Source organism: Pseudomonas sp. MWU13-2100 (genome assembly GCF_023242365.1).
In the GTDB taxonomy this organism is placed as follows: Bacteria; Pseudomonadota; Gammaproteobacteria; order Pseudomonadales; family Pseudomonadaceae; genus Aquipseudomonas.
Map to the genome: position 1 here is coordinate 72,882 of NZ_JALLIX010000026.1, position 24,711 is coordinate 97,592.

The 24,711-nt window shown below is 62.4% G+C and carries 22 protein-coding genes; 16 read left to right on the forward strand and 6 right to left on the reverse strand.

Annotated features, from left to right (window positions below; translation table 11 throughout):
• Nucleotides 1–124 precede the first annotated feature (124 nt).
• Entirely contained in the window at nt 125–1,336 is a 1,212-nt protein-coding gene (locus tag M5B99_RS18520; protein ID WP_248805391.1) for an HDOD domain-containing protein, read from the forward strand.
• Nucleotides 1,337–1,342: 6 nt separating this feature from the next.
• On the opposite strand, the gene M5B99_RS18525 is transcribed toward M5B99_RS18520, so the two are convergent.
• Together M5B99_RS18525 and desA are read right to left on the reverse strand one after the other, a co-directional pair.
• A complete protein-coding gene (locus M5B99_RS18525) occupies nt 1,343–2,332 on the reverse strand; it encodes a GGDEF domain-containing protein (RefSeq protein WP_248805392.1) in 990 nt (329 codons plus the stop codon).
• 147 nt (nt 2,333–2,479) lie between these two features.
• Nucleotides 2,480–3,664, reverse strand: coding sequence for a delta-9 fatty acid desaturase DesA (gene desA, locus M5B99_RS18530; RefSeq protein ID WP_248805393.1), 1,185 nt, complete (start codon nt 3,662–3,664; stop codon nt 2,480–2,482).
• 167 nt (nt 3,665–3,831) lie between these two features.
• Here desA and dibA point away from each other — a divergent pair, with 167 nt between their 5' ends.
• From dibA to M5B99_RS18560, 6 genes are all read left to right on the forward strand, one after another.
• Nucleotides 3,832–5,751, forward strand: coding sequence for a phosphodiesterase DibA (gene dibA, locus M5B99_RS18535; protein ID WP_248805394.1), 1,920 nt, complete (start codon nt 3,832–3,834; stop codon nt 5,749–5,751).
• Nucleotides 5,752–6,100: 349 nt separating this feature from the next.
• Complete coding sequence (oscA, locus tag M5B99_RS18540; protein ID WP_094469701.1) at nt 6,101–6,283, forward strand: sulfur starvation response protein OscA; 183 nt, start codon at nt 6,101–6,103, stop codon at nt 6,281–6,283.
• A gap of 158 nt (nt 6,284–6,441) precedes the next feature.
• Nucleotides 6,442–7,452 (forward strand): sulfate ABC transporter substrate-binding protein, encoded by a 1,011-nt coding sequence (locus M5B99_RS18545; protein WP_248805395.1) that lies wholly within the window; start codon nt 6,442–6,444, stop codon nt 7,450–7,452.
• An 83-nt stretch (nt 7,453–7,535) separates the two neighbouring features.
• Entirely contained in the window at nt 7,536–8,354 is an 819-nt protein-coding gene (cysT, locus tag M5B99_RS18550) for a sulfate ABC transporter permease subunit CysT (protein WP_248797933.1), read from the forward strand.
• A 12-nt stretch (nt 8,355–8,366) separates the two neighbouring features.
• Complete coding sequence (gene cysW / locus M5B99_RS18555; RefSeq protein WP_248805396.1) at nt 8,367–9,239, forward strand: sulfate ABC transporter permease subunit CysW; 873 nt, start codon at nt 8,367–8,369, stop codon at nt 9,237–9,239.
• A gap of 3 nt (nt 9,240–9,242) precedes the next feature.
• The gene (locus M5B99_RS18560; protein ID WP_248805397.1) at nt 9,243–10,232 is read left to right on the forward strand and encodes a sulfate/molybdate ABC transporter ATP-binding protein; all 990 of its coding nucleotides are present in this window, start codon (nt 9,243–9,245) and stop codon (nt 10,230–10,232) included.
• Between the two features lie 159 nt (nt 10,233–10,391).
• On the opposite strand, the gene M5B99_RS18565 is transcribed toward M5B99_RS18560, so the two are convergent.
• Nucleotides 10,392–10,916 (reverse strand): DUF962 domain-containing protein, encoded by a 525-nt coding sequence (locus tag M5B99_RS18565; protein ID WP_248805398.1) that lies wholly within the window; start codon nt 10,914–10,916, stop codon nt 10,392–10,394.
• 86 nt (nt 10,917–11,002) lie between these two features.
• On the opposite strand from M5B99_RS18565, the gene M5B99_RS18570 reads away from it, so the two are divergent.
• On the forward strand, nt 11,003–11,689 hold the full coding sequence (locus tag M5B99_RS18570) for a Crp/Fnr family transcriptional regulator (RefSeq protein WP_248805399.1): 687 nt from the start codon (nt 11,003–11,005) through the stop codon (nt 11,687–11,689).
• Between the two features lie 256 nt (nt 11,690–11,945).
• Here M5B99_RS18570 and M5B99_RS18575 read toward each other — a convergent pair whose 3' ends face one another.
• A complete protein-coding gene (locus tag M5B99_RS18575; protein ID WP_248805400.1) occupies nt 11,946–12,950 on the reverse strand; it encodes an AraC family transcriptional regulator in 1,005 nt (334 codons plus the stop codon).
• Nucleotides 12,951–13,046: 96 nt separating this feature from the next.
• On the opposite strand from M5B99_RS18575, the gene M5B99_RS18580 reads away from it, so the two are divergent.
• The 5 genes from M5B99_RS18580 (at nt 13,047) to M5B99_RS18600 (ending at nt 17,654) form a co-directional block, all read left to right on the forward strand.
• Nucleotides 13,047–14,132 carry a fatty acid desaturase gene (locus M5B99_RS18580; RefSeq protein WP_248805401.1) on the forward strand — a complete coding sequence of 362 codons (1,086 nt, stop codon included), beginning with the start codon at nt 13,047–13,049 and terminating at the stop codon, nt 14,130–14,132.
• A 113-nt stretch (nt 14,133–14,245) separates the two neighbouring features.
• Nucleotides 14,246–14,569, forward strand: coding sequence for a hypothetical protein (locus M5B99_RS18585; RefSeq protein ID WP_248805402.1), 324 nt, complete (start codon nt 14,246–14,248; stop codon nt 14,567–14,569).
• Nucleotides 14,570–14,946: 377 nt separating this feature from the next.
• Nucleotides 14,947–15,528 (forward strand): alpha/beta hydrolase, encoded by a 582-nt coding sequence (locus M5B99_RS18590; RefSeq protein ID WP_248805403.1) that lies wholly within the window; start codon nt 14,947–14,949, stop codon nt 15,526–15,528.
• A 58-nt stretch (nt 15,529–15,586) separates the two neighbouring features.
• Nucleotides 15,587–16,492, forward strand: a complete 906-nt coding sequence (locus M5B99_RS18595; RefSeq protein ID WP_248805404.1) for a sigma 54-interacting transcriptional regulator — start codon at nt 15,587–15,589, stop codon at nt 16,490–16,492.
• 379 nt (nt 16,493–16,871) lie between these two features.
• Nucleotides 16,872–17,654 (forward strand): MetQ/NlpA family ABC transporter substrate-binding protein, encoded by a 783-nt coding sequence (locus M5B99_RS18600; RefSeq protein ID WP_248805405.1) that lies wholly within the window; start codon nt 16,872–16,874, stop codon nt 17,652–17,654.
• 171 nt (nt 17,655–17,825) lie between these two features.
• On the opposite strand, the gene M5B99_RS18605 is transcribed toward M5B99_RS18600, so the two are convergent.
• Nucleotides 17,826–18,011 (reverse strand): hypothetical protein, encoded by a 186-nt coding sequence (locus M5B99_RS18605; protein ID WP_248805412.1) that lies wholly within the window; start codon nt 18,009–18,011, stop codon nt 17,826–17,828.
• 137 nt (nt 18,012–18,148) lie between these two features.
• Complete coding sequence (locus tag M5B99_RS18610; protein WP_248805406.1) at nt 18,149–19,309, reverse strand: AAA family ATPase; 1,161 nt, start codon at nt 19,307–19,309, stop codon at nt 18,149–18,151.
• Nucleotides 19,310–19,420: 111 nt separating this feature from the next.
• Between M5B99_RS18610 and M5B99_RS18615 the strand changes: the two genes are divergently transcribed.
• The 3 genes from M5B99_RS18615 to M5B99_RS18625 are packed head-to-tail and all read left to right on the forward strand — an operon-like array spanning nt 19,421 to nt 24,617.
• Nucleotides 19,421–20,512 (forward strand): efflux RND transporter periplasmic adaptor subunit, encoded by a 1,092-nt coding sequence (locus tag M5B99_RS18615; RefSeq protein ID WP_248805407.1) that lies wholly within the window; start codon nt 19,421–19,423, stop codon nt 20,510–20,512.
• Nucleotides 20,509–21,576 carry an efflux RND transporter periplasmic adaptor subunit gene (locus M5B99_RS18620; protein ID WP_248805408.1) on the forward strand — a complete coding sequence of 356 codons (1,068 nt, stop codon included), beginning with the start codon at nt 20,509–20,511 and terminating at the stop codon, nt 21,574–21,576. Before M5B99_RS18615 ends, M5B99_RS18620 begins: the two co-directional genes overlap by 4 nt.
• Complete coding sequence (locus M5B99_RS18625) at nt 21,573–24,617, forward strand: efflux RND transporter permease subunit (protein ID WP_248805409.1); 3,045 nt, start codon at nt 21,573–21,575, stop codon at nt 24,615–24,617. The genes M5B99_RS18620 and M5B99_RS18625 overlap by 4 nt, the downstream gene beginning before the upstream one ends.
• The last annotated feature ends 94 nt before the right edge of the window (nt 24,618–24,711 follow it).

Consider the following 24,711-nt stretch of genomic DNA (forward strand, 5'->3'; position numbering starts at 1 on the left):
CGATAGACAAAAAGACCCGCTCAGGCGGGTTTTTTTGTGCCATGACATCGCAATAGCGGCTTTTCTCTGTATCCGCTCGCGCGTATTGACTAAGGTGTCAGGATTGCCCTCGGAGAGGTGTGTGATGACCGCTGTGGATCTACCCGCTGTACCCCGTGTCTTGATTGCCGAGGCGGAGCCTTGGTCACGGGACTTGCTGGCGCAGGTGTTGTTGAACGTGCGTTGTGACGCCCGACTGGAAATCTGTGCAGACGGCCACCACGCGCTTGAGCTGCTCAGCGGGCACGCCTTCGACCTGGTGATCGCGGACTGGGAATTGCCGGGTGTCGATGGCCTGAGCCTGCTGCATGGCCTGCGCCAGAAAAAGCGCAGCCCGCCACTGCCGTTCATTCTGGTGGGCTCGCGCAATGACGTGGCCAGCGTGCGGGAAATCCTGCCGTTGCAACCGACGGCCTACCTGACCAAACCCCTGAATATGGAAAGCCTGACCCAGCGCCTGCAGGATCTGCTGCTGCACGCCGGGGAGGCGGTCGCGTGCGAAATTCCGAGCCTGGCACCGGGCATGACCGTGGCGAAGTTTCTCGAGCGCCGTCGCGAGGAGTCGGACGGTGCGCCGCTGATGGCGGATGTACAGGTGGCGGTCAATCGCAGCCTCAATCCCGCCGGCCTCGACCTGAAGGTGTTGGAGCAGGAAATCCGCACCGACCCGCAAATCACTGCCGTGCTGATCGCCGCGGCCAACAGTGCGGCCCAGCATCACGGCAGCGCGGTGCAGACCCTGGCCCAGGCGTTGCAACGGCTCGGTGCGGCGCAGAGCATGAACCTGATCCTCGGCCTGACCCTCAAGCGTAGCGCTCGGCTCAGTGATGCGGCCCTGGCCGACTACGCCGAACGCTACTGGAATTTGTCGCTGCACACGGCTGAATACGGCCACTCCCTGGCGCGCTTGCTCGATCTGGATCACGAGCGGTGTTACTGCGCCGGGTTGTTGCATCGCCTGGGTGACCTGGCCTTGCTGCGGTGTTTGCAAGAGTGGCTGAGCGCGGGCGGTGAGTTGGATGATGAACTGATCGGCGAATCGCTCTATGCCCTTGGGGCTGGCTTCGGTTCGGCGCTGCGCACGCGCTGGCGCCTGCCGCTGGAGCTGCGGGAGCTGATAGCTGCGGTCTACCAGCTCGGTGGCGGGGTTTACTCGCGCGAGGCCCTGGTGATGAACCTGGCGGCGCAAATGGCGCGGCTGACACCCCATGAGGGCGTTGAAGACCTCGCCAAGAGCCGCACCGCGCGCTTGCTCAAGGTCGGGTTGCCGGAGCTGACGCGTTTGCGCAAAAACTGATCATTGCTACGCCAACACGATCTGGTTCTTGCCCTGGCGCTTGGCCTGGTACATGGCGCTGTCCGCCCGGGCGAACAGTGGGTCGAGGCTTTGGTCCTGCGGCGTGAGGCTGGTCAGGCCCTGGCTGACGGTGACGCCGAAGCCCTGGCCGTCGTGACTGAAGCTCAGGCGCTGGATCTCCCGTTGCAGGCGTTCGGCGATCTGCCGGGCCATCTCCGGGGCGCAGCCGGGCAGCAGCGCGGCGAACTCTTCACCGCCAATCCGGCCGAACAGATCGCCCGTCCGTAACGCCCCTCGTCCGGTTTCGGCGATCCGTTGCAACACCACGTCGCCTTCGGGGTGACCGTAGGTGTCGTTGATCTGCTTGAAGTCATCGATATCCAGCAGCAGGAAGGCCAGGGGCGAGTCCTGCAGGCGGGCTTCTTCGAAGGCGCGATGGGCGCTGTCGAAAAAGTGTCGGCGGTTGCTGCTGCCGGTCAACACATCGGTGGTGGCCAGGCGCTGTAACTCGTCTTCCAGCGCTTTCTTCTCGGTGATGTCCTCGGCAATGCCGACCACGATCACCCGTTGGCCCGGTTCGGCGTGGCGACTGATAAAGCATTTGTCGCTGAGCCAACGCAACTGACCGTCGGCGCTGATGATGCGGTACTCGCGGTCCTCCACCGAACCCTTTTCCAGCACCTGGGCCAGGCTGCGTTCGGCGTAATCGAGATCGTCGGGGTAGATGCTGTTGCGCCATTCGCTGTAGTCAGCCAGCAGCAGGCCGGCCGAGCGGCCAAAGATCCGCTCGTAGGCGGGGCTGACATAGAGCATCTGCTGGCTGTCCCAGTCCAGGGCCCAGAGCACCGCATTGACGCTGACCAGCAGGGAACTGAAGAGTTGTTCACGTTCGCCCAGGCGCGCGACTTCGGCCTGGGCGTGCATCAAGGCCAACAGGGTTTCAGCGGCTTTTGGCCACTGCGGGAGGGAAGGCGGTTTCGAATTCTTGTTGACCATCGGCACTCATCTCACAGGGCGTGCCGTACGTAATGGCGGCACGGCCACGCTACAGCCCGCCGGGATGGCGACGTGCTTTTGAGATAGAGCCAGGGTCGCTAAGTTCCGTTCGGCACGCCCCGGAACCGGGCGCACCGATCAACGGTGTCAAGCGACCGAGGGCCGCAACGAATAGGTTTTCAACTGGTCGGCGAAGTCGCGCAACGACTGGATACCGCTGGCCTCCGCTTCGTGGACCCAGTCCTTGATCGCGGCGAGCATGTCGTGGCCATTTGAGCTGGTCTTGACCCAGATCTGTTGCAGGGCCAGGCGTTTCTCGTAAATTACCTTGAGTGCCTGGCTGTGGGCGAGCATGGTTTCGATACGCATCTGGTGTTTTTCGCTGAGCAGGCTGGTTTCCCGCGACAGCAGGCGCTTGGCACGGTGGAACTGATGGCGGACCGAATGATCGACCTTGGCCAGCTCCTGTTGCACCAGCGGGGCGATCACCAGCTTGCGGTACTGGGCCATGATCTGGAAGCGGTTGTTGAGGATCGCCATGGCGGTGTCCATGTCCAGGTGACCCTTGCCTGCGACCCGGTGGGCGATGGGCGCCACGCGTTGCACCTTGGCCAGGCCCAGGAAGCTGAAAACCTTGATCCAGGCCCAACCCAGGTCGAACTCCCACTTCTTGACCGACAGCTTGGCCGAGTTGGGGTAGGTGTGGTGGTTATTGTGCAGCTCTTCGCCGCCGATCAGGATGCCCCAGGGCACCAGGTTGGTGGCGGCGTCACGGCATTCGAAGTTGCGATAGCCGACCGCGTGGCCCAGGCCGTTGATCACGCCGGCGGCCCAGAACGGAATCCACATCATCTGGATGGCCCAGACGGTGATGCCGATGGCGCCGAACAGCAGGAGGTCGATCACCGCCATGATGGCGATGCCGAGCAGCTTGTAGCGCGAATAGAGGTTGTTCTCGAGCCAGTCATCCGGGCAGTTCTTGCCGTAGATGCGCAGGGTCTCGGGATTGCCGGCCTCGGCCCGGTACAGTTCGGCACCGGTACGCAGGACGGTGGACAGGCCGAGGATCACCGGACTGTGGGGATCGTCGACGGTTTCACATTTTGCGTGATGTTTACGGTGGATAGCGGTCCACTCGCGAGTATTCTGTGCTGTGGTCAGCCACAGCCAGAAACGGAAAAAGTGTTTCAGGCCACCGTTGAGCTCCAGGGAGCGGTGGGCCGAATAGCGGTGCAGATAGACCGTGACGCCGACAATGGTCACATGGGTCATCAACAGGGTGATCGCCACTGTTTGCCAGGCTGACAGGTCAAGAAAACCGTTGTACCACATAGGCTGTATGGCCCTCGAAAAAGTAAAGAACTGCCTGTGCATTATCACCGAGCCCACAGAGAAAACCAGTCGCTGTTTCAGATAAGAGTGGCGGGATGTTTCTTACTCTATAATTCCGGCCAGTTTGTAGGGCAATTTGGCGTTTCTAGAGGGATTTAGCACCGTTTATGTCGATTTCAACTCGTAATGCTCTGAGGTCAGGCCTGCTGTACCTGCTGCTGTCGGTCCTCTGGATCCAGTTCAGCCAGCGCCTGTTGAGCAGCTTTTTCGATGACCCCAAGCAGTTGGTGCATTGGCAGATCGTTCGCGGTTACCTGTGGGTAAGCGTCAGCGCCGTGCTGATTTTCCTGATCCATGCCCGTTACCAGCGTTTCGCCCATGCCGTCATGCACCTGATGCACAGCTCCGCCGATCGCGAGCGTTTGCGCCAGGCTGCCGCGGTGTTCGATTGCACCCGCGAAGGGGTACTGGTCACGGACAAGGACGGTTTGATCGTCCACGTCAACCGCGCCTTTGTCGCCATTACCGGCTATCAGGAAACCGAGGTGCTGGGGGAACGGCCGAACCTGTTCAAGTCCGGTCGGCATTCGGCGGAGTTCTACCAGAAGGTCTACCAGACGCTGGCCGCCACCGGCGAGTGGAGCGGTGAGATCTGGAACCGGCGCAAAAGCGGTGAAATCTATCCGCAATGGCAGACAATCCGAGCGATCCGTGATGACCACGGACAACTCAGCCAGTATGTCGCGGTGTTTTCCGATATCAGCGCGATCAAGGACTCGCAGCACGAGTTGGCGCAACTGGCCAACTACGATCCGTTGACCGGCCTGCCCAATCGCCTGCTGTTCACCGATCGCGCCACCCAGGCGCTGGCCTCGGCGCAGGTACACAAGCGTGGTTGCGCCCTGCTGCTGATCGACCTGGATCACTTCAAGATCATCAACGACAGCCTCGGTCACAACATTGGCGACCAATTGCTCAAGGCGGTGGGCGAGCGTCTGCAACACCTGTTCGGCAGCGGCATCAGCCTGGCCCGTCTGGGCGGTGACGAATTCGCCGTGCTGGCGGAGAACTGCCCGCAAGTGGTGCAGGCGGCGGCCCTGGCGCAGCGGGTGATCGAGGGCTTGAAGGAGTCGTTCCCGCTCGACGGGCATCAGTTGTTCATCAGCGCCAGTATCGGCATCAGCCTGTTCCCCAGCGATTCGCTGAATGCCGAGCAATTGCTGCGCAATGCCGACTCGGCCTTGTTCAAGGCCAAGAGCGCGGGGCGCGAAGGTTATGCCCTGTACACCGAAGAACTGACCGCCCATGCCCAGCATCGGGTGGAAATGGCCGGTGAGTTACGCCGGGCGCTGGAGCAGGACGAGCTGCGAGTGTATTACCAGCCTGTACATGAACTGAGCAGCAGTCGGCTGATCGGGGTCGAGGCCCTGGTGCGCTGGGAGCATCCGCAGCGCGGGCTGGTTTCGCCCGGCGAGTTCATTCCGATTGCCGAGCGCACCGGGTTGATTGCCGAGATCGATGCCTGGGTCATGCAGCAGTCCTGTCGGCAGATGTGCCAGTGGTTGCAGGACGGCGTGCAGCTGTCGTTTATCGCGGTGAATGTCTCCAGCCGTCTGTTTGCCCGGCGCGAACTGTACCAGCAGGTGGCGAAGGTGCTCGACGACAGCGGGCTGGATCCGGCGCTGCTGGAACTGGAGGTGACCGAAAGCGCGGTGATGGACGACCCTGAAGTGGCGCTGGAACAACTGCATCGCTTGCGCGAGTTGGGCGTGAGCCTGGCGATCGACGATTTCGGCACCGGGTATTCCTCATTGCTGCGGCTCAAGCGGCTGCCGGTGCAGAAACTCAAGATCGACCAGGGTTTCGTCGCCGGTTTGCCGTGGGACGAAGACGATGCGGCGATTGTTCGGGTGGTCATCGCCCTGGCGCAAAGCATGGGCATGCAGGTCCAGGCCGAAGGTATCGAACAGGCCGAGCAGGCGCGCTTCCTGCTCAATCAGTCCTGCGACCTGGGCCAGGGCTACTGGTTCGGCCGGCCGATGCCGGCGGATCAGATCGACTGGAAGCGTGCGCCGGTGATTGCGTGACTGCTTCGAGTTTCAGATCGAACGCGGTCTTGTGGCGAGGGGGCTTGCCCCCCGTTCGGCTGCGAAGCAGCCGTAAAACCTGTGATTGGGGTTTACCTGACACGTTGAGGTCGCTGATTTTAGGGGCGCTTCGCACCCCAGCGGGGGCAAGCCCCCTCGCCACAATGACTCGCCCACCCCTTGGAATACTTCAGCCTCTGCTACAACCCACGTCATTCCTGTTAATGTATTTTGGTTATATTAAAATTCTTAAATAGTATTTTTAAGAATAATCTCACCTGTCTAAGATTGCCCTCACGCCACAAGCAGTGCCCCTCGGCGGGGCATCTCTCATTTCAGGAGCACGACCATGAGCGCATCTCTGCGTAGCGTTGACGGCCAGGACGAAGCCACCATTCTGCGTGAGATCCAGAGCGCCTTGCGCGACCTGCGTTTCGGCGCCGTCGAGATCACCGTCCACAACGCGCAGGTGGTCCAGATCGAGCGCAAGGAAAAATTCCGTCTGCAAAATCCGGGTACCAAACCCAGCTGAACCCCGCGCCTTCCTCTGTTCAATCAGAGACCCGACTGGCCACCTGCGGGCGTCATCTCATTCATGACCCCAGTCAACACCAGAGCGTTCGAGTCCGGATGCGGGCCGCAAGCGCCATAAGAAAAAGCCAACACACCAAAATTTTCGGGAGCCTCACCATGTCGTCGATTCGCCGTTACGCCCTGGCCACGCTCGCCAGTGCCGCGTTTGCCGGCTCCGCCGCTGCCAAGGATTACGAGCTGCTCAACGTGTCCTACGACCCGACCCGTGAGTTGTACCAGGACTACAACGCCGAATTCACCAGCTTCTGGAAGCAGGCCCATCCCGACGACAACGTCAAGATCCAGCAATCCCATGGCGGTTCGGGCAAGCAAGGCCGGGCGGTGATCGACGGCCTGCGCGCCGACGTGGTGACCCTGGCCCTGGCCGGGGATATCGACGAAATCGCCAAACTCGGCAAGACTCTGCCCGCGGACTGGCAGAAACGCCTGCCGGATGCCAGCACCCCCTACACCTCGACCATCGTGTTCCTGGTGCGCAAGGGCAACCCCAAAGGCATCAAGGACTGGGGCGACCTGGTCAAGAACGACGTCTCGGTGATCACCCCGAACCCGAAAACCAGCGGCGGTGCGCGCTGGAACTTCCTCGCCGCCTGGGCCTACGGCCTGAAAGCCGGCGGCAGCGAAATCAAGGCCCGGGAATACGTGAAAGAGCTGTTCAAGCACGTACCGGTCCTCGACACCGGCGCCCGCGGCTCGACCATCACCTTCGTCAACAACGGTCAGGGCGACGTGCTGCTGGCCTGGGAAAACGAAGCCTTCCTGGCCCTGAAGGAAGACGGCGGCGCCGACAAGTTCGATATCGTCGTGCCGTCCCTGTCGATCCTCGCCGAGCCGCCCGTGGCCGTGGTCGACAAGAATGCCGAGAAGAAGGGCAACAGCGAGATCGCCAGCGAATACCTCAAGCACCTGTACAGCCCGGCCGGCCAGGAAATCGCGGCGAAGAACTTCTACCGTCCGCGTGACCAGAAAATCGCCGCCCAATACGCCCAGCAGTTCCCTGAACTGGACCTGGTGACCATCGACAAGGACTTCGGCGGCTGGAAATCGGCGCAACCGAAATTCTTCAATGACGGTGGCGTATTCGACCAGATCTATCAGGCCCAATAACCTGAAAACGCTAACCTAAAGCAAGCCAAGCCCAGGGCCCCGGATTTCGTTCGGGGCTTCGTGCGTCACAACCAAGGACTTTTATGTCGCGTCGTATCTCCCCCGTCATACCCGGCTTCGGGCTGACGCTGGGCTACACCTTGGTGTACCTCAGCCTGATTGTGCTCATACCCCTGGCGGCGATGTTCGTGCATGCCGCGCAACTCACCTGGGAGCAGTTCTGGGCGATCATTTCGGCGCCGCGGGTGCTTTCGGCTCTGAAACTGAGCTTCGGCACGGCACTGTACGCGGCCATCATCAACGGCATTATCGGCACCCTGCTGGCCTGGGTCCTGGTGCGCTACACCTTCCCGGGGCGCAAGATCATCGATGCGATGATCGACCTGCCGTTCGCCCTGCCCACCGCCGTGGCCGGTATCGCCCTGACCGCGTTGTACACGCCCACCGGGCTGGTCGGGCAGTTCGCCGCCGACCTGGGCTTCAAGATTGCCTACACCCCGTTGGGCATCACCCTGGCACTGACCTTCGTGACCCTGCCGTTCGTCGTGCGCACGGTGCAGCCGGTACTCGCCGACATCCCCCGGGAAGTCGAGGAAGCCGCCGCCTGCCTGGGGGCCAAGCCGCTGCAGGTGTTCCGCCATATCCTGGTGCCGGCCCTGTTGCCCGCCTGGTTGACCGGTTTTGCCCTGGCCTTCGCCCGGGGTGTCGGCGAGTACGGCTCGGTGATTTTTATCGCCGGCAACATGCCGATGAAGACCGAGATCCTGCCGCTGCTGATCATGGTCAAGCTCGACCAATACGACTACACCGGCGCGACCTCCATCGGCGTGCTGATGCTGGTGGTTTCCTTTGTCCTGTTGCTGCTGATCAACTTGTTGCAGCGGCGTATCGAAACCCCATAAGGAGGCGCGAACATGTCCCAATCGTCCATTAGCGCCGCTTCCTCGGCCAACGCTGCCCGGCGTGGCAGTGCCGTCTCGCGGCGGGTCCTGATCGGCCTCGGCTGGCTGATCTTTGCGCTGTTTTTACTCCTGCCGCTGTTTATCGTGGTGTCCCAGGGCCTGAAGCTCGGCCTGGGCGCGTTCTTCAGCGCGATCTTCGAAGCGGATGCCTTGTCGGCGTTGAAGCTGACGGTGATCGCCGTGCTGATTTCGGTGCCGCTGAACCTGGTGTTCGGCGTCAGTGCCGCCTGGTGCGTGAGCAAGTACTCGTTCCGTGGCAAGAGCATGCTGGTGACCCTGATCGACCTGCCGTTCTCGGTCTCGCCGGTGATTGCCGGTCTGGTCTATGTATTGATGTTCGGCGCCCAGGGTTTCTTCGGCCCCTGGCTGGCGGACCACGACATCCAGATCGTCTTCGCCCTGCCGGGCATCGTCCTGGCGACCATCTTCGTCACCGTGCCGTTCGTTGCCCGTGAACTGATTCCGCTGATGCAGGAGCAGGGCACCCAGGAAGAAGAGGCCGCGCGCCTGCTGGGCGCCAACGGCTGGCAGATGTTCTGGCATGTCACCGTGCCGAACATCAAGTGGGGCCTGATCTACGGCGTGGTGCTCTGCACGGCGCGGGCGATGGGTGAGTTTGGCGCGGTGTCGGTGGTCTCCGGGCACATTCGCGGGGTGACCAACACCCTGCCGCTGCACGTCGAGATCCTCTACAACGAATACAACCACGTGGCCGCGTTCGCCGTGGCGAGCCTGTTGCTGATCCTGGCGCTCTTCATCCTGCTGCTCAAGCAGTGGAGCGAAAACCGAATCAACCGCCTGCGCGCTGCTGCGGCGGAGGAATAAGTCATGTCGATCGAAGTCCGTAATGTCAGCAAGAACTTCAACGCCTTCAAGGCCCTGGAGCGCATCAACCTGGATATCCACAGCGGTGAGCTGGTGGCGCTGCTCGGCCCGTCCGGCTGCGGCAAGACCACCTTGCTGCGGATCATCGCCGGGTTGGAGACCCCGGATGAGGGCAGCATCGTATTCCACGGCGAAGACGTCTCCGGCCACGATGTGCGTGATCGCAACGTCGGCTTCGTGTTCCAGCACTACGCGTTGTTCCGGCATATGACCGTGTTCGACAACGTCGCCTTCGGCCTGCGCATGAAACCGAAGAACCAGCGCCCGAATGAAAGCCAGATCGCGACCAAGGTCCATGAACTGCTGAACATGGTGCAGCTCGACTGGCTGGCCGACCGTTACCCGGAGCAATTGTCCGGCGGCCAGCGCCAACGCATCGCCCTGGCCCGGGCCCTGGCGGTGGAGCCCAAGGTGCTGCTGCTGGACGAACCCTTCGGCGCGCTGGATGCCAAGGTTCGCAAGGAGCTGCGGCGCTGGTTGGCACGGCTGCACGAAGACATCAACCTGACCTCGGTGTTCGTGACCCACGACCAGGAAGAAGCGATGGAGGTCGCCGACCGTATCGTGGTGATGAACAAGGGGGTGATCGAGCAGATCGGTTCACCGGGCGAGGTCTATGAAAACCCGGCCAGCGATTTCGTCTATCACTTCCTCGGTGACTCCAACCGCCTGTCCCTGGGCGAGGATCATCATGTGCTGTTCCGACCTCATGAGGTGTCGCTGTCGCGCCATGAGCTGGAGGATCACCATGCGGCCGAGGTGCGCGATATCCGTCCGCTGGGGGCGACGACCCGGGTGACCTTGAAGGTTGAAGGCCAGAGTGAACTGATCGAAGCGCAAGTGGTGAAAGACCATGACAGCCTTGTCGGCCTGACGCGGGGCGAGACCTTGTTCTTCAAGCCCAAGGTCTGGCAGAAGCAGGCCAATCTCTGACCGGGTTGTAAGTACTTGTGGCGAGCGGGCTTGCCCGCGTTGGGGCGCGAAGCGGCCCTGAAACCAGCGAGCTCGGTGTGTCAGTTAGACCGAGTTGGTCGGATTTACGACTGTTTCGCCGCCGAACGCGGGCAAGCCCGCTCGCCACTATGATCATATTCAGGCGCTGACGTTTTTCTCGCGCAACCGCACCGGCCCTACCCGCGCCTCGATCTCATGCTTGAGGCCCTGGCGCAGCCCCAGCAAAAACAGCAACTCCGCCACCACGAACAGCGGCCCGACGATCAGTCCGCTGAGGTCATCGACAAACGCCGGCTTGCGCCCTTCGTAGTAATGCCCGACGAACTGGATCGCCCAACCGATCACGAACAGGCCGATGCCGCTCGCCAACCACATCGGCGTGCTCTGCGCCGCGAGGATTTGGCCCGCCCAAACGGATAGGCCGAGCAGCCCCGTCATCAGCCATCCGAGGGCCCGTTCCAGACGCAGATAAAACACCGCCGCGACCACCGCCAAAAGCACCGCGGGGCTGATCCCGAGCCCGGCCACCGGCCATTGCGGCCGTGACAGCAACACCGCCACGGCGACCACGATCATGGGAATCCCGATGAAGTGGCTGGCGATATTGCGCGGGTCACGGTGATAGTCGGCGTATTGACTGAGATGCTCGACGAGGTTTTTCATTGTTATTCCTCCTGTAGGGTGATGGGATCATGCCCTGCGCGAAACTTTCACTCTGTCAGCTACACGACAATTGTCTCGGAGTTCTCATGGATGTATCTGCCTGGCGCTCGCGCCTGCTGACCGGACACTGGTTCAACCACCTGCCCGCGCATTTGCAGGATAGCTTGCTCGCCACCGCCAAGGGCCGTCGCCTGACGCCCGGCCAGCGCCTGTTCCAGCGCGGCGATCCACCGTGCGGGCTGTACGCGGTGCTGGAAGGCTCGATCAGGGTCGGGGCGGTCAGCGAGAAGGGCAAGGAAGCCTTGCTCGGGGTGATCGAGCTGCCTTACTGGTTCGGCGAGATTTCCCTGTTCGACGGCCTGCCGCGGACCCACGATGCCTATGCCGTGGGGCATACCATCCTGTTGCAGGTGCCCCAGGATATTTTGCTCAAGCTGCTCGACGAGCGCCCGGAATACTGGCGGCAGTTCGCCTTGCTGATGAGCCAGAAACTGCGCCTGACCTTTATCGGCCTGGAGCAACTGAGCCTGATGCCGGCGCCGGCACGGCTGGCGCACCGGCTGTTATTGATTGCCGAAGGCTACGGCGAACTGAACTGTTCGCGGCAATTGCTCGAGGTGTCCCAGGAGCAGTTGGCGGCGATGCTATCGCTGTCGCGCCAGACCACCAACCAGATCCTCCAGGATTTCCAGCAGCAGGGCATCCTGCGCACCAACTATGGCGGGATCGAGATCCTTGACCTGGAACGCCTGCGGGCGATGGCCAGTGCCTGAGCGACCTTGGTAACCCAGGATGAGCAGGTTTGATCTTTATGGCGAGCTTGCCCCATAGGCCATTCAGTCAAGGCCGAACACGCTTCTTGTGGGAGCAGAGTTTGCTCGCGAAGAGGGCCTTGAGGCCGCTAAAAGCTTCGCGGCGGTGCGGCGATCCGACAAGCACCGCTCCCACGGCGCTTTCGAGATCCCATTTCCTTGACCGAATAGCCTATAGGGCAAACCCGCTTGCCACAGGTATGGGGGGACGTACTGTTCAGCGCAACCCGTCGCGAAATTGCCCCGGCGTGATCCCGGTCCAGCGCTTGAACGCCCGGCTGAAGCTGCTGGTATCGGCAAAGCCGAGCAGATAGCTGACTTCGCTCAGTGAACACTGCGGGTCGCGCAGGTGCAGCAACGCGAGGTTCTCCCGACATTCGTTGAGCAGGGTGTCGTAGCGTGCACCTTCATCGGCCAGGTGCCGTTGCAGACTGCGCAGGCTCAGGTGCAGCGTCTGGGCGATGCGTTCCGCCGACGGCTCGCCTTCCGGCAACCGGGCCTCGATGGCCTCACGCACGCGCCGTTCCCAGGTCAGCGGCTTCAGTTGCGCCAGGGTTCGGTTGAGCACCGTCTCGTTGTGTTCGGCCAGTTCCGGGTTGGCGTCGTCCAGGTGGCTGTCGAAATCGCTACAGGCGAACTCCAGGCGGTCCTCCTCGGCGGCGAAGAACACCGGCGCGCGGAACACGGTGTGCCAGGGCGTCGGATCAGCCGGTTGCGGACGCCGCAGATGCACCGCCAGCGGTGCGTAATCACGGCCCAGGCGGTTTCGGCAGGTGCGCACATAGATCGAGACGAAGGCATCGATGGCTTCGGGGGCCGGTGCCGGACCCTCCTTCGGCACTTGCAGGCGAAAGCGGTAGCGCTCGCCCTCGCGGCTGAATTCCAGTCCCAGGGCATCGCTGACCACCTGGTGATAGCGCACGATCCGCTCGAACACCTCGCGCAGGCTGCCGCTGGCCACCAGCGCATAGCCGAGGGCGTGGAAGGTGGTCGGGCTGACGAAGCGCGAGACCCGCAAGCCGATGGCCGGGTCGCCGCTGCTGGCCACGGCCAACTCCCACAGGCGGGTGGTGGCTGACAGCGGGTAGCGGGCGTTGGGGTCGTCCATCAGTTGCGGGTCGAGCCCGGCTTCGTGACACAGGGCGGCGCTGTCGAGGCCCAGGGCGTCGAGCTGCTTGCGCAGGGCGCGGGTCCAGCTGGAGAGCGAGGTCGGTTCAGGCATGTTGGCGTATCCGGTCAACGGGTTGGCGTTCGCGGCTACGACCTCTGATGCTGCAACGGCGCAGGATACGAACATCAATAACCAGAGGATGGAATCATGGACGGTGTTTGCGCAAGTCCCGAGCGCCTGAATGCTCAACAACGATCCGCGCGTATTCGTGAAACGGTCATGGCCCGGGGTGTCGAATTGCGCCGGCGCTACCCGCTGCTGAACCATCAGGACGCCCTGGGCGCGGGCATCCTGGCGTTTGCCCTGGCCGGCATGATCGGCTCGGCGGTGCTTTATGTGGACGGCTATCTGGCCTGGTGGGGGTGTTTGTTACTGAATGCTTTTTTTGCCTCGCTGACCCACGAGCTGGAGCACGACCTGATCCACAGCATGTATTTCCGTAAACAACGGCTGCCGCACAACCTGATGCTGGCGTTGGTCTGGCTGGCGCGGCCGAGCACCATCAACCCGTGGATCCGGCGCCATCTGCACCTCAATCATCACAAAGTCTCCGGCACCGAGGCGGACATGGAAGAGCGCGCCATTACCAATGGCGAGCCGTGGGGGATCGCCCGCCTGCTGATGGTCGGCGACAACGTGATGTCCTCGCTGATCCGCCTGCTGCGGGCCAAGACCTGGACCCACAAGTTCAGCATCCTCAAGCGCACGCTCAGGGTCTACGCGCCGCTGGCGCTGTTGCACTGGGGCGCGTGGTACGTGTTTCTCGGGTTTCACGCCGCCAATGGGATCGCCGGCCTGCTGGGTACGTCCATCGACTGGTCGGTCCATACCCTGGCGGTGATGCAGGTGATCGATATCGCGGTGGTAGTGATCATCGGGCCGAATGTGCTGCGGACCTTCTGCCTGCATTTCGTCAGCTCGAACATGCACTACTACGGCGATCTCGAGGCCGGCAACGTGATTCAGCAGACCCAGGTGCTCAATCCCTGGTGGTTGTGGCCGTTGCAGGCGTTCTGCTTCAATTTCGGCAGCACCCACGGGATTCATCATTTCGTGGTCAAGGAACCGTTCTATATCCGCCAGATGACCGCGTCGGTGGCGCACAAGGTGATGGCCGAGATGGGCGTGCGCTTCAATGACTTCGGAACGTTCGGGCGGGCCAACCGGTTTGTCCGGCTGGAGCAAGTTATTCACAATGGCCTGGGTCCATATAGCCAATCGATTGAAAAATAACTGCTGCTCCGGTTGGACAGTTCTTGTAAGTCCAACCATGCTGGGAGTCGTGAGTTTCAGGAGGAACTCACTTTCATTGGAAGAGCGTATTAACGACATAAGGAGAACGCACCATGTCGAGCATTAATGGAACTTATGTAAGCTATAATTCGGACGCCAAACTGGTGGTCACCGATGGCAACGACTCGAACGGCTCGTTCAGCGGGCAGATCACCCAGGCCGGCGTGAACTACAACGTGACCGGCCACTACCACTTCCAGAACAGCACCGGCCAGCCTACGATCATCGCCTTCACCGGCTACAACGATGGTCACGGCTATGTCACCTTCGCCGCCTTCTCCCCTGACCACAACTACGGGAAGCTGAGAGCCAGCGGTTCACGCACCACCTTTGACGGCCAAGTGGTCGGTCTGGGTGGCGAGTTCGTCAAACAGTAATAAAGGCCACACACGATACTGCCAGGCCAACAACCGAATGAGTGGACGTCTCCACTCATTCTCCTGAGGCCCTGGCAGTATGTTTTGTTGTTCTCGTTAATAATAAAAAAACTGTTAATTGTGTTTAAACTGTTCATCTTCCTGTCATTCAGAACCGTCCTTTTGTTTCTTGGTTATCCATGCGGTCGTCGACGTGGCGATAGTTGCTGGGTGCTCGAAACCGGTGATCAGGTGGGCGGGGCAAGCCCGCTCGCCACAGGGTGGTGATTGGTTTATATTTCTTTATGATCTTAATAAATAGCTTCTTATTCCTTAACGAATATAAATCTCCTCCCTATACTCGACCAGGAACGCAAACGCTGGAGGAGGTGTACCCCATGCGCAACGAGTCGATTCGTTATCTGATCGTGCCGGGCTGGCAAGGATCGCCAGAAGATCATTGGCAAACCCACTGGCAGAACAGCCTGCCCAACAGTGCGCGAGTAGAGCAGGCCGACTGGTTGACGCCGCGCCGCGAAGACTGGGTGGCGGCCCTGGCCGAAGCCATTGCCGCGGACGATACGCCGGTGATCCTGATCGCCCACAGCCTGGGTTGCATCACGGTCGCCCACTGGGCGCAGACGGCGCCGTTGCACCTGTTGCGCCAGGTCCGTGGTGCGTTGCTGGTGGCTCCGGCCGATGTCGAGCGTCCCGCCTGCGCCCCGGCGTTGCGTAACTTTGCTCCGATTCCGCGCGACCTGCTGCCGTTCCCGAGCCAGATCGTCGCCTCCGACAACGACGCCGCCGTCAGTGCCCCGCGGACCCTGGAACTGGCCCGCGACTGGGGTGCGCAAGCGAGCATCCTCAGCGGTGCCGGGCATATCAATGTGAAGTCCGGTCATCAGCGCTGGGAACAGGGCTTTGCCTACCTGTACCGCCTGCAGACCCGAATGGAACAGCATTCGCTGCGTCGCGCCTGAGTTCTTTCTTTTGCTTGAGCGTCCCCCGCTGGTTGGCGGATTGGGGCGGGAGGCGGCCATGAGCCTGTATGAAACCTTCGGTCAGCCGCTGCTGACCTTTCCCGATTCGGAAAAGAGCCCGCTGAGCATTCGCGCCAAGGCGCTGGTGTTCGTCGATCCGCGTTCACGGCAACTGCGTGCAGAACTCGAGACGCTGGCACCCAAGTCGGTGCCGGTGTTGATCCGTGGCGAGACCGGCACCGGCAAGGAGTTGCTCGCCCGGCATATCCACCGTGCCAGCGACCGCGCCGGGTTGTTCGTTTCGGTGAACTGCGGTGCCATCAGCCCGACCTATGCCGATGCCGAGCTGTTCGGTTATGCCGCGGGGGCCCACAGCGGTTCGGCCAGCAGCCGTGCCGGTTGGTTCGGCTCGGCCAACGGCGGCACCTTGTACCTGGACGAGATTGGCGACCTGCCGCTGCCGATCCAGGTGAAGTTGCTCGCCGCCCTGGAGAATCACGAGGTCACCCGGGTCGGCGCGCCGCAACCGAGTCCGGTGGATGTGCGCCTGGTGGCGGCTACCAGCATCGACCTGGCCCAGGCGGTGGCGGCGGGGAAATTCCATGAGCGGTTGTATCACTACCTCAGCGAAGGTCGGCTGGAGCTACCGGCGTTGCGCGAGCGGGTCGGCGATATCCTGCCCCTGGCCGAGTATTTTCTCGGCATTTACAGCCAGCGTCTGAGCCTGTCGGTTCCGCTGATCAGCGGCACCGCGCAGAGCGCATTGGAGCGGCATGCCTGGCCGGGCAATACCCGGGAGCTGGAGAACGTCATCCACTTCGCGCTGCTGGTCAGCAGCGGCGATGAAATCCTGCCGGAGCATCTGAATTTGCCGGCGCCGCTGCTCCTGATCGAGCAATTTATCGGCCGCAGTTGCGCCGAGGAGCTGGCTCAGCTGAAACGCCTTTTGGACAGCGCGGTATGAGGCCCGCTTGCGTGAGTAGGGCGAAGATTTTATGGGAGTAGGGTCCAGACCCGGAGGGCGTAGGGTCCAGCTCTATTGGAGTCGGGAGCGGATCCTGTGGGAGCGGAGCTTGCCCGCGAAGAACGATAACGCGGTGCGCCTGAGGCTCCGCGTCGTCTCGTTCGCGGGCAAGCACCGCTCCCACACAAGCACCGCCCCCACAAGGCGGTATTGCGTCAATGCTGTATGAACAAAATGGAATATGAAGATGAATAAAAGATATTGTTCTGGAATAAAAAATATCGGTATCTTCTGCTCCATACCAGCGATATCACTTTGCTGGCACCTCTCTTTCAAGGCTGTCGTCGATGGCGACCGTGATTCTCGATAAGGACACTGCATGAAAAAGGTTCTGTTGTTTACCGCATTGGCGGCCGCTCTGACGGCAGGTCTGGCCCAGGCCGGCGAGAAACTGGTCGTGGCCGCAACGCCGGTCCCCCACGCCGAGATCCTCGAACTGATCAAGCCGACCTTGGCCAAAGAAGGCGTGGACCTGGAAATCAAGGTGTTCACCGATTACGTGCAACCCAACACCCAGGTTGCCGAAAAACATCTGGACGCCAACTACTTCCAGACCAAGCCGTACCTGGATGGCTTCAATAAAGGCAAGGGTACCAACCTGGTCACCGTGATCGGCGTGCATGTCGAACCTTTCGGCGGTTACTCGAAGAAAGTCAAAAGCCTGGCTGAGCTGAAAGACGGCGCCACCGTGGCGATCCCGAACGAAGGCAGCAACAGCGGCCGTGCCCTGCTGCTCCTGCAGAAAGCCGGTCTGATTACCCTGAAAGACCCGACCAACGCCCTGTCGACCCCGAAAGACATCGTCAAGAACGACAAGCACCTGAAGTTCAAGGAACTGGAATCGGCTCTGCTGCCACGGGTCCTGGACCAGGTCGATCTGGACATGATCAACACCAACTACGCGCTGGAGGCGGGCCTGAACCCGGCTAAAGACGCGCTGCTGATCGAAGGTGCAGATTCACCTTATGTAAACTTCCTGGTGGCTCGTCCGGACAACAAGGACAGCGACGCGATCCAGAAACTGGCCAAGGCCCTGACCAGCCCGGAAGTGAAAGCTTTCATCGCCCAGAAGTACAAAGGCGCGGTACTGCCGGCGTTCTGATTCGCGAATAAGCCCGTCAAGGTTTGAACGCCGACGAGTAACCAGCGTCGGCGTTTTTTATTGCCCGGATCTTGGCGGGGGGAATGATCCCTTGTGGCGAGTGGGCTTGTCGGAGCGCCGCATCGCCCCGTTGGGGCGCGAAGCGGCCCTAAAACCGGCGGGCTCGGTGTCTCAGGACGACCAGGGCTGCCGGTTTTGCGGCTGCTGCGCAGTCGAACGCGGGCAAGCCCGCTCGCCACATTGAGTCCAGGGTGTCGCTACGCCTTGTGGTGGCACCTTCACCGCGCGCCGCAGCGCCATCAACAGTTTCACAATATCCTGGGGATCGAGCTTTTCCGGCGCATTGACCTGGGCCATGGGTGCTTTCCTTGTAATGGGCTGGCCGTTGAGTCCGGCCATTGGCGTCCGTGTTTGGAGCCCCCTTGGGTAAAAAAGATCCGTCCTGCAACCTGATCAAGGTAGTCGCCTACCCACCATCCGGCAAATCCCGGCGGTCAATCCGGCCAGTTCCAGGCCGGCTCATCGAGTATGTCCTGGCCGACAACCCCGGTCTGCCCGAGGATTTTCTCCAGGACGATGGAGTTGCACGCCGGGTCCTGTTGCAATGCCGCGATCAGGCGGCTGGCATGGGACACCACCCACACCTGGCATTGTTCCGAAGCCTGCACGATCAGACGCGCCAAGGCCGGCAGCAGGTCCGGGTGGAGGCTGGTTTCCGGTTCGTTCAGCACCATCAGGGTCGGCGGCCGGGGAGTCAGCAGGGCCGCGACCAACAGCAGATAACGCAAGGTCCCGTCCGACAGCTCAGCAGCCGACAGCGGTCGCAGCAGGCCCTCCTGATAAAACTCGATGGCAAAGCGCGAGCCCTGCAACGGCACGATCTCCAGCCGTGAGCCAGGAAAGGCATCGCTGATGGCCGCATGCAGGGCTTGGGCATCGCCGACTTCGATAATGGTCCGCAACGCCGCCGCAAGGTCGCGACCGTCGTGATGCAACACTGGCGTGCGCGTTCCCAACTGGGGTTGACGGACGGGCGCCTCGGTGTCGCTGCGAAAGTGATCATAAAAACGCCAACCGCGAATGCTCTCGCGCAGTAACAGCACTTCCGGCGAGCCGCGCAAATTGCCGACCTGATCGAACAGGCTGTCGAAGCTTGGCGTGTGTTGCGCCAGCACCTCCCAGCCACGCCCTTCGCGGGCCTTGACCATGGGCCCCGAGCGACCCACCAGCAGGCTGGCCGGGCGATACAGGGGGCCGGCCCAGATGCATTCGCGCTTGATCTCCGGGTCCAGGGAAAAATACGAGCTGCTGGGCTCCGGCAAGCCGAGGGAGATCGCGTAACTGAAGTTTTCACCGGCAAACCCCAGGCGCAGACGCTTGGCCTTTGGGCGCGGTCCGCCTTCGATGGCCACTTCGCCGTTGCGCATGCGGCGGCTGAGGGTGTGCGGTCCGGCCCAGAAGGTCGAATCCAGCCCGCCTTCGCGCGCCAGCGCGTTGACCACCCCGCCCTGGGCGGTTTCCGCCAGCAGGCGCAGGGCGCGATAGAGATTGGATTTGCCGCTGCCATTGGGCCCGGTGATCAGGTTCAGCCGACCCAGGGGCACCACCAGTTTGTTGATCGAGCGGTAGTTGGCGACCGCCAGGGTCTTGAGCATGAAGAACGTCCTGCGGGGTGAGTCGAATCGTTGATAGGCGCGGAAGGAACCCTGTTCTACGCTAACAGTCGTAACCGCACTGGCGAAACTGTATTACGCAAAGGAGCGTGCATGAAAGGGCAGCGAACACAGTGGGCGGTCGCCCTCGGCCTGGCCGCGCTCTTGAGTGGATGCGGTCATGACAAACCGCCGCAGCCCGAGCGGCCGCGGGTCTTCGTCGAACAGGTGCAGCGCAAGGATTTCGGCGCCGCCGTGACCCTGACCGGCGATATCCAGGCCCGGGTCCAGACCGATCTGTCGTTCCGGGTTGGCGGCAAGATCATCCAGCGCAATGTCGATGTCGGTGCGCGTATCTCCGCCAGACAGGTGCTCGCCCAGCTCGACCCCAAGGACCTGCAAGCCAATGTCGACACCGCCCAGGCCGAGGTCAACGCCCAGCAGGCGCGGGTGCAGCAGAGCAGCGCGGCCTTTGTCCGCCAGCAGAAACTCTTGCCCAAGGGGTATACCAGTCGCAGCGAATACGACTCGGCCCAGGCCACCTTGCTGAGCAGCAAGAGCGCGCTCACGGCGGCCCAGGCGCAGTTGGCCAATGCCCGCGAACAGTTGGGTTACACCGCACTGATCGCCGAGGTACCCGGGGTGATCACCGCCCGTCAGGCCGAGGTCGGGCAGGTGGTGCAGGCGACCATGCCGATCTTCAGCCTGGCCCGCGACGGCGAACGCGACGCCGTATTCAACGTCTATGAGTCGCTGCTGGTGGAGTCGCCCGGTGACCAGGGCATCACCGTGACCCTGCTCGATAACCCGGGTATCCAGGCCACGGGCAAGGTCCGTGAAGTGACCCCGGCGGTCTCGGCCCAGAGCGGCACCGTGCAGGTCAAGGTCGCCCTCGGCGCGCTGCCGGCAGGCATGGACCTGGGCTCGGTGGTCAGCGCCACCATCACCGCTCCCGCCAGGGCGAGCATCGAACTGCCCTGGTCAGCGCTGACCAAGGACATCAGCGAGCCGGCGGTATGGCTGGTGGACGATAGCGGCAAGGTCAGCCTGCACCGGGTCAAGGTCGGCCGCTACCTCACCGGCCATGTGATCATCAGCGACGGCCTCCAGGGCGGCGAAAAGGTGGTGATCGCCGGCGGGCAATTGCTCCATCCGGACATGCTGGTGGAGATCGCCACGCAACCGGCCATGGGAGCCCAGCCATGAAGCGCCTGTCGCTGGCGTTGCTGGGCGCCTTGCTGGTCGCCTGCTCGAAACAGGAGCCGGCCCCCGAGCCAGTACGCCCGGTGTTGTTTGTCGAGGTCAAGCCGGCACTGGAACAGAGCCTCGGGCGTTTCGCCGGGAGCATCCAGGCACGTTATGAAAGCACCCTGGGTTTCCGCGTCTCGGGACGCATTGCCCGGCGTTATGTGGATGTCGGCAGCGAAGTGGCGCAGGGCGCCTTGCTCGCCAGCCTCGATCCCACCGATCAACAGAACCAGTTGCGCGCCGCCGAAGGTGACCTGGCGCGGGTCCAGGCGCAGTGGATCAACGCCCAGGCCAATGCCCGTCGCCAGCAGGAGCTGTTCGACCGTGGCGTCGGCGCCCAGGCGCAATTGGACGTCGCCCAGACCGACCTGAAAACCACCGGCGCCTCCCTGGAGCAGGCCAAGGCCTCGGTCAGCCAGGCCCGTGACCAACTCGGCTACAGCGAACTGCACAGCGATCATGCGGCGGTGGTCACCGCCTGGAAAGCCGAGGCCGGCCAGGTGGTCAGCGCCGGCCAGCAAGTGGTGACCCTGGCGCGTCCCGATATCAAGGAAGCGGTCATCGACCTGCCGGCACCCCTGGCCGATCAGTTGAGCGAGGGCGTCGAGTTCCGCGTCGCCAGCCAGCTCGACCCCGGCGTCAACACCACCGCGCGCCTGCGGGAAATCGAGCCCCAGGCCGACAGCGCCACCCGCACCCGGCGCGCCCGGCTGACGCTGGCCGAGACCCCGGCGGCGTTTCGCCTGGGCAGTTCCATCAGCGTGACCCTCAGTTCGGCCATCGAACCGCGGACCCGCCTGCCGCTTTCGGCCTTGCTGGAAAGCGAGGGCCAGACGCGGGTCTGGATCATCGACCCGCAGAGCCAGACGGTGGCCCTGCGTAAGGTCCGGGTGCTCAGTCGCGACGCCGACGGGGTGCTGCTGGCCGCGGGTGTCAAACCCGGCGAACGGGTAGTGAGTGCCGGAGTGAACAGCCTGAAGTCGGGGCAGAAAGTCAAAGTCGACGAGGACAAAGCCCAATGAAAGGGGCCTTCAACCTGTCCGAATGGGCCCTCAAACACCAGTCTTTCGTCTGGTACCTGATGTTCGTCGCGCTGTTGATGGGGGTGTTCTCCTACATCAATCTGGGGCGCGAGGAGGATCCGTCATTCACCATCAAGACCATGATCATCCAGACCAAATGGCCCGGCGCCACGGTAGATGACACCCTGGAGCAAGTCACCGATCGCATCGAGAAAAAACTCGAAGAGCTTGACTCCCTGGACTACGTGAAGAGCTACACCCGGCCCGGTGAGTCGACGGTATTCGTGTTCCTGCGCGACACCACCGGCGGCAAGGACATCCCGCAGATCTGGTACCAGGTGCGCAAGAAGATCGACGATATCCGCGGTGACTTCCCCCAGGGTATCCAGGGGCCGGGGTTCAACGACGAGTTCGGCGATGTGTTCGGTTCGGTCTACGCCTTCACCAGCGACGGCCTGAGCATGCGCCAGTTGCGCGATTACGTGGAGCAGGTCCGGGCACAGATCCACGATGTGCCGGGGCTGGGCAAGATCCAGATGATCGGCGCGCAGGACGAAGTGCTCTACCTGAACTTCTCCACCCGCAAGCTGGCGGCGCTGGGCATCGACCAGCGTCAGGTGGTGCAGAGCCTGCAATCGCAGAACGCGGTGACCCCGGCCGGGGTGATCGAGGCCGGGCCGGAGCGGATCTCGGTGCGGGCTTCCGGGCAATACGCCTCGGAGAAAGACCTGGAGGCAGTCAACCTCAAGCTCAATGACCGTTTCTACCGGCTGGCGGACATCGCCGAGATCAGCCGGGGTTATGTCGACCCGCCGACCCCGCTGTTCCGTTACAACGGCCAGCCGGCCATCGGCCTGGCGATCGCCATGAAGAAGGGCGGCAATATCCAGGACTTCGGCAAGAGCCTGCACACGCGCATGGACAGCTTGACCGCCGAGCTGCCGGTGGGCGTCGGCGTGCATAAGGTGTCCGACCAGGCCGAGGTGGTGGAAAAGGCCGTCGGTGGTTTCACCAGCGCCCTGTTCGAAGCGGTGATCATCGTTCTGGTGGTGAGCTTTATCGCCCTCGGCATGCGCGCCGGGCTGGTGGTGGCCTGTTCGATCCCGCTGGTGCTGGCGATGGTCTTCGTATTCATGGAGTACAGCGGCATCACCATGCAGCGGATCTCCCTCGGCGCGCTGATCATCGCCCTTGGCCTGCTGGTGGACGATGCGATGATCACCGTGGAAATGATGGTCACGCGGTTGGAGAAGGGCGACACCAAGGAGCAGGCGGCGACGTTCGCCTACACCTCGACGGCCTTTCCGATGCTCACCGGCACCCTGGTAACCGTGGCGGGCTTCGTGCCCATCGGCCTCAATGCGAGTTCCGCCGGGGAATACACCTTCACCCTGTTCGCGGTGATTGCCGTGGCGATGCTGGTGTCGTGGATTGTCGCGGTGCTGTTCGCGCCGGTGATCGCCGTGCATATCCTCAGTGAGAACGTGAAGGGCCATGGTGGCGAACCGGGACATGTTGCCCGGGTGTTCAACGCCGGTTTGCTCTGGTCGATGCGCAATCGCTGGTGGGCCATCGGCCTGACGGTGCTGGTGTTTGGCTTGTCGGTGTTCTGCATGCGATTTGTGCAGAACCAGTTCTTTCCATCCTCGGACCGCCCGGAAGTCCTCGTCGATCTCAACCTGCCGCAAAATGCCTCGATCAACGAGACGCGCAAGGCGGTGGACCGGCTTGAGGCGAGCCTCAAGGACGACCCGGATATCCTGCGCTGGAGCAGCTATATCGGCGAGGGCGCGGTCCGTTTCTACTTGCCCCTCGATCAGCAACTGCAGAACCCCTACTACGCGCAGTTGATCATCGTCAGCAACGGCCTGGAGCAGCGTGCGGCGTTGATCGAGCGGCTGAACAAGCGCCTGCGGGAGGATTTCGTCGGCATCGGCAGCTTTGTCCAGACCCTGGAAATGGGCCCGCCGGTGGGACGGCCGTTGCAGTACCGGGTCAGCGGCAAGGACATCGACCAGGTGCGCAAGCATGCCATCGAGCTGGCGACCATCCTCGACAAGAACCCCAATGTCGGCGAAACCATCTACGACTGGAACGAGCCGGGCAAGGTCCTGCGCATCGATATCGCCCAGGACAAGGCGCGGCAGTTTGGTCTGTCGTCCGAGGACGTGGCGCGGCTGATGAACAGCATTGTCAGCGGTTCGCCGGTGACCCAGGTCAAGGACGATATCTACCTGATCAACGTGGTCGGTCGGGCGGTGGACAGCGAGCGGGGCACGCCGGAAACCTTGCAGAACCTGCAGATCGTCACTCCCAACGGGGTGTCGATTCCGTTGCTGGCGTTCGCCACGGTGCGTTATGAACTGGAGCAGCCGCTGGTCTGGCGCCGTGACCGCTTGCCGACCATCACCCTCAAGTCCGGGGTGCGCGGCCACTTGCAGCCGACCGATCTGGTCAAGCAGTTGAAGCCCGCTATCGATAAGTTCTCCGCCGGTTTGCCGGCAGGTTACAAGGTGGTCACCGGCGGTACGGTGGAGGAGAGCGGCAAGGCCCAGGGGCCGATTGCCAAGGTGGTGCCGCTGATGCTGTTCCTGATGGCGACCTTCCTGATGATCCAGTTGCACAGCGTGCAGAAGATGTTCCTGGTGGCCAGTGTCGCGCCGCTGGGGCTGATCGGCGTGGTCCTGGCGCTGGTGCCGACGGGCACGCCAATGGGGTTTGTGGCGATCCTCGGGATCTTGGCGCTGATCGGCATCATCATCCGCAACTCGGTGATCCTGGTGACCCAGATCGACGAGTACGAGCGCCACGGTTATGCGCCGTGGGATGCGGTGGTGGAGGCGACGGAACATCGACGGCGGCCGATTCTGCTGACGGCGGCGGCGGCGAGCCTGGGGATGATCCCGATTGCCCGGGAAGTGTTCTGGGGGCCGATGGCCTACGCGATGATCGGTGGAATCGTGGTGGCGACGGTGCTGACGCTGATGTTCCTGCCGGCGTTGTATGTGGCGTGGTATCGGATTCGCGAACCAAAGCAGTAGGCCCGTTAGAAGGGGCCTGGCGGGAGCCCCAATCCCCTGTCGTAGACCTCGGCTTGCTGGCGATTCAGGCCAGCGAGCCGTGCATCGCCTGACC

Coding starts and splice junctions, on each gene's coding strand:
- M5B99_RS18590 (WP_248805403.1), top strand. CDS start 14,947: ATGCGCAACGAGTCGATTCGTTATCTGATCGTGCCGGGCTGGCAAGGA.
- cysT (WP_248797933.1), top strand. CDS start 7,536: ATGTCGCGTCGTATCTCCCCCGTCATACCCGGCTTCGGGCTGACGCTG.
- M5B99_RS18605 (WP_248805412.1), bottom strand. CDS start 18,011: ATGGCCCAGGTCAATGCGCCGGAAAAGCTCGATCCCCAGGATATTGTG.
- M5B99_RS18620 (WP_248805408.1), top strand. CDS start 20,509: ATGAAGCGCCTGTCGCTGGCGTTGCTGGGCGCCTTGCTGGTCGCCTGC.
- oscA (WP_094469701.1), top strand. CDS start 6,101: ATGAGCGCATCTCTGCGTAGCGTTGACGGCCAGGACGAAGCCACCATT.
- M5B99_RS18585 (WP_248805402.1), top strand. CDS start 14,246: ATGTCGAGCATTAATGGAACTTATGTAAGCTATAATTCGGACGCCAAA.
- desA (WP_248805393.1), bottom strand. CDS start 3,664: ATGTGGTACAACGGTTTTCTTGACCTGTCAGCCTGGCAAACAGTGGCG.
- M5B99_RS18575 (WP_248805400.1), bottom strand. CDS start 12,950: ATGCCTGAACCGACCTCGCTCTCCAGCTGGACCCGCGCCCTGCGCAAG.
- M5B99_RS18595 (WP_248805404.1), top strand. CDS start 15,587: ATGAGCCTGTATGAAACCTTCGGTCAGCCGCTGCTGACCTTTCCCGAT.
- M5B99_RS18625 (WP_248805409.1), top strand. CDS start 21,573: ATGAAAGGGGCCTTCAACCTGTCCGAATGGGCCCTCAAACACCAGTCT.
- M5B99_RS18615 (WP_248805407.1), top strand. CDS start 19,421: ATGAAAGGGCAGCGAACACAGTGGGCGGTCGCCCTCGGCCTGGCCGCG.
- M5B99_RS18600 (WP_248805405.1), top strand. CDS start 16,872: ATGAAAAAGGTTCTGTTGTTTACCGCATTGGCGGCCGCTCTGACGGCA.
- M5B99_RS18565 (WP_248805398.1), bottom strand. CDS start 10,916: ATGAAAAACCTCGTCGAGCATCTCAGTCAATACGCCGACTATCACCGT.
- M5B99_RS18570 (WP_248805399.1), top strand. CDS start 11,003: ATGGATGTATCTGCCTGGCGCTCGCGCCTGCTGACCGGACACTGGTTC.
- cysW (WP_248805396.1), top strand. CDS start 8,367: ATGTCCCAATCGTCCATTAGCGCCGCTTCCTCGGCCAACGCTGCCCGG.
- M5B99_RS18520 (WP_248805391.1), top strand. CDS start 125: ATGACCGCTGTGGATCTACCCGCTGTACCCCGTGTCTTGATTGCCGAG.
- dibA (WP_248805394.1), top strand. CDS start 3,832: ATGTCGATTTCAACTCGTAATGCTCTGAGGTCAGGCCTGCTGTACCTG.
- M5B99_RS18560 (WP_248805397.1), top strand. CDS start 9,243: ATGTCGATCGAAGTCCGTAATGTCAGCAAGAACTTCAACGCCTTCAAG.
- M5B99_RS18525 (WP_248805392.1), bottom strand. CDS start 2,332: ATGGTCAACAAGAATTCGAAACCGCCTTCCCTCCCGCAGTGGCCAAAA.
- M5B99_RS18580 (WP_248805401.1), top strand. CDS start 13,047: ATGGACGGTGTTTGCGCAAGTCCCGAGCGCCTGAATGCTCAACAACGA.
- M5B99_RS18610 (WP_248805406.1), bottom strand. CDS start 19,309: ATGCTCAAGACCCTGGCGGTCGCCAACTACCGCTCGATCAACAAACTG.
- M5B99_RS18545 (WP_248805395.1), top strand. CDS start 6,442: ATGTCGTCGATTCGCCGTTACGCCCTGGCCACGCTCGCCAGTGCCGCG.